This is a genomic window from Dolichospermum sp. LEGE 00246 (assembly GCF_015207865.1).
Taxonomy (GTDB): Bacteria; Cyanobacteriota; Cyanobacteriia; order Cyanobacteriales; family Nostocaceae; genus Dolichospermum; species Dolichospermum heterosporum.
The window spans coordinates 1-3,250 of the sequence record NZ_JADEWA010000542.1 but is presented as its reverse complement, the minus strand read 5'-3'; the positions used below and the strand labels follow the sequence as shown (position 1 = coordinate 3,250).

Genomic DNA, 3,250 nt, shown 5'->3' with positions numbered 1-3,250 from the left:
TCCCTACCCCTCCCTGACCCTCCCCTACAAGGGGAGGGAAGCGGAAAAACTTTTGTTAGCTGGAAGGGGGAGTCAATTATTTCCCTCTCCTTGTAGGAGAGGGGTTAGGGGAGAGGTCGTGTAACTAATAACTAATAAAGGACAAATATGCCAATTCAAACTTTAGATATTTCACCCGTTGGTAGAGTCGAGGGTGATTTAGATGTGCGCGTCGAAATTGAAAATGGATATGTGACAAACGCTTGGACTCATGCCGAACTTTTTCGCGGTTTTGAAATAATTTTACGCGGTAAAGATCCTCAAGCGGGGTTAATTGTTACTCCTAGAATTTGTGGAATTTGTGGCGGTTCTCACCTCAGTTCTGCATCTTGGGCTTTAGATACAGCTTGGGGAACAGAAGTTCCCAGAAATGCTATTTTAGCCAGAAACTTAGGGCAAATTGTCGAAACAATCCAAAGTATTCCTCGCTACTTTTATGGCTTGTTTGCCATTGATTTAACTAATAAAAATTATCGCCGTAGTCACTTTTATGATGAAGCTTGTCGGCGCTTTGCTGCTTTCACAGGTAAATCCTATGAAATCGGTATTACAATTTCTAGTAAACCGGTAGAAATTTACGCTTTATTAGGTGGACAATGGCCGCACAGCAGTTATATGGTAATAAATTGGGGAATCGCTGATATAGTCAGGATTTCTGAGGATAGGTCTGATTATTCCCTGGCTTTTCCTTAAATTAGACGATAAATCTACCCCCAGCTATATGCCATAACCAAAGATAGCAAGCAGTAAATCCATTTATTTTTCTCTGCCAAAAGTTATTTGGTTTTCTCAAATATTACCTAATTTTTCCCTAACTCTAGATTAGCGATGCCTTCAGCGCACTGGAAGCAACTCCTACAGCAAATTGTCATCAAACCCGGAACAAGAACCCCACCCCCAACCCCCTCCCCGCAAGCGATGAGGGGCTAAGATGTACTTATATGATTGGAAATTGCTGTAGGTCGCGCTTCGCTATCACATAACTGTGGTAAATTTTTAGTACGCAAAGAATAATCTAATGCACCCATCCTCTTTTAATCTTCTTACCCATTATGAATTTCAAACGATGGCAGGAACTCAAGCAAATCCTCACTGAAGACAAAGACTTGTCTAACATCTGGACATATTACATGGATCATTTTGGGGATCATCCCAAATTCATCAAATTGGGTCAACCTGTCCAGAATCCATATATAGATGCAGTTGTCAAAACAACCTGTCAACAACTATTTGGTCAAAACGTCAGAATTACCAATTTTCTCCTTATCCATATTCCCCGGCATCAATTTTTCCATGGCCCATTCCAAGCCAGCGGACGAATAGGTGGTGTGATTTTCTTTGAGGATATCAAAGTCGGTTTAATGGGTATTTCCGCACACTTTCCCCCAACTGATGAGGTGCAATATTCCCGGTTTACCGAAGTAATGGATCTATCACCACCAACAGGTCATGATTTAAACTGAAGCCTTCCTGACCCGCCCCAACCCGAAAATCGTCTAAACTTAAAGAGTTCGCTAACTGCCAAAATCCTATGTCTCGCTGGTTTAATATTGCAGGTCCATGTAAACTCGAAAAACACTATACCATCTCAGCCACAAGTCGTCTTCCTGACCTATCAATGCTGATTGAACAAGAAAGTTATTTTGTCCTTCATGCACCACGACAAACAGGGAAAACTACGGCAATGTTAGCCCTAGCACAGCAACTTACCGCCACAGGACGTTATGCAGCAGTCATGGTATCAGTAGAGGTGGGAAGTGCATTTAATCATGACCCAGGTGCGGCAGAATTAGCGATTTTGGGAACTTGGTATGATAATATTTCCATCCGTTTACCCAAAGAACTACAACCACCTGTAAAACAATGGCAACAGGAAGAACCAGGAAACAGAATTAAGGCTTTTTTACAAGGTTGGGCAAAAGCTTCACCCCGACCTTTGGTAATATTGATTGATGAAATTGATTCTTTGCAAGACCAAACTCTAATTTCAATTTTACGTCAATTAAGAGATGGTTTTCCCAATCGTCCCGAAAATTTTCCGACATCTGTGGGATTAATTGGTTTAAGGGATGTGCGAGATTATAAAGTAGCATCTGGTGGTAGTGACAGATTAAATACATCCAGTCCTTTTAATATTAAAGTTGCTTCTATAACTATGAGAAATTTTAATCTTGAAGAAGTAGGAGAATTATATCAACAACATACAGCAGCAACAGGACAAATTTTCACACCAGAAGCAACTGCAACAGCTTTTAACTTAACCCAGGGACAACCTTGGTTAGTGAATGCTTTAGCTAAAGAAGTTGTGGAAAAAATGGTTAAACATAGAAATATTGCTATTACAAAAGAACATATTTTAAAAGCAAAGGAAATATTAATTGCTCGTCAAGATACTCATTTAGATAGTTTAGCTGAACGCTTACGAGAACCAAGGATAAAAGCAATTATTGAGCCGATGTTAGCAGGTTTAGAATTGGGGGATATACCCAATGATGATATTCAATTTGTGATTGATTTGGGATTATGTAAAATGCACCCCTACGGAGGTTTAACTATTGCTAATCCCATTTATCGGGAAGTGTTACCCAGGGTACTAACGGTGACACCAATGGCTTCTTTACCAATGATTGCACCAACTTGGTTAACCCCGGAAGGTGAATTAAATATAGATGCGTTACTGGCAGCATTTATCAAATTTTGGCGACAGCATGGAGAACCGTTATTAGGTAGCACTGGCTATCATGAAATCGCTCCCCACATTGTATTAATGGCTTTCTTGCATCGTGTTATTAATGGTGGTGGAGTCTTGGAACGGGAATATGCAATTGGTAGTGACAGAATGGATTTATGTCTGCGGTACAAAGATGTAACGTTAGGTATTGAGTTAAAGGTATGGCGGGAGAAAAAGCGAGATCCTCAAACTGATGGTATTGAACAATTAGAATCCTATTTAGGGCGTTTGGGGTTGGATTTTGGTTGGTTATTTGTCTTTGATAGGCGTAAAAATGCCCTACCAATGGAGGAACGTTTGTCAACGCAGGTTGTGGTGACGGAAAATCAACGTCGGATTACTGTGATTCGGGCTTGAGTGTTATGTTTTTTGTTTCACGCAGAGGCGCAGAGGCGCAGAGAGGGGAGCGAAAAAAGGGAATTAAGTATAATTTTTTCTTTCTATTGAAATATAAACCCGGTTTTTTATCAATATAAATAC

2 protein-coding genes and 1 pseudogene are annotated in these 3,250 nt (G+C 40.3%); all 3 read left to right on the top strand.

The annotated features are described in order from the left end of the window. Positions 1-147: 147 nt before the first annotated feature. Positions 148-660, top strand: a pseudogene (locus IQ228_RS23675) (nickel-dependent hydrogenase large subunit); the annotation flags it as partial. A 431-nt stretch (positions 661-1,091) separates the two neighbouring features. After that, entirely contained in the window at positions 1,092-1,502 is a 411-nt protein-coding gene (locus IQ228_RS23670) for a hypothetical protein (protein ID WP_027401678.1), read from the top strand. A 68-nt stretch (positions 1,503-1,570) separates the two neighbouring features. Then, the gene (locus tag IQ228_RS23665) at positions 1,571-3,127 is read left to right on the top strand and encodes an ATP-binding protein (protein ID WP_193964650.1); all 1,557 of its coding nucleotides are present in this window, start codon (positions 1,571-1,573) and stop codon (positions 3,125-3,127) included. The last annotated feature ends 123 nt before the right edge of the window (positions 3,128-3,250 follow it).

Coding starts and splice junctions, on each gene's coding strand:
- IQ228_RS23665 (WP_193964650.1), top strand. CDS start 1,571: ATGTCTCGCTGGTTTAATATTGCAGGTCCATGTAAACTCGAAAAACAC.
- IQ228_RS23670 (WP_027401678.1), top strand. CDS start 1,092: ATGAATTTCAAACGATGGCAGGAACTCAAGCAAATCCTCACTGAAGAC.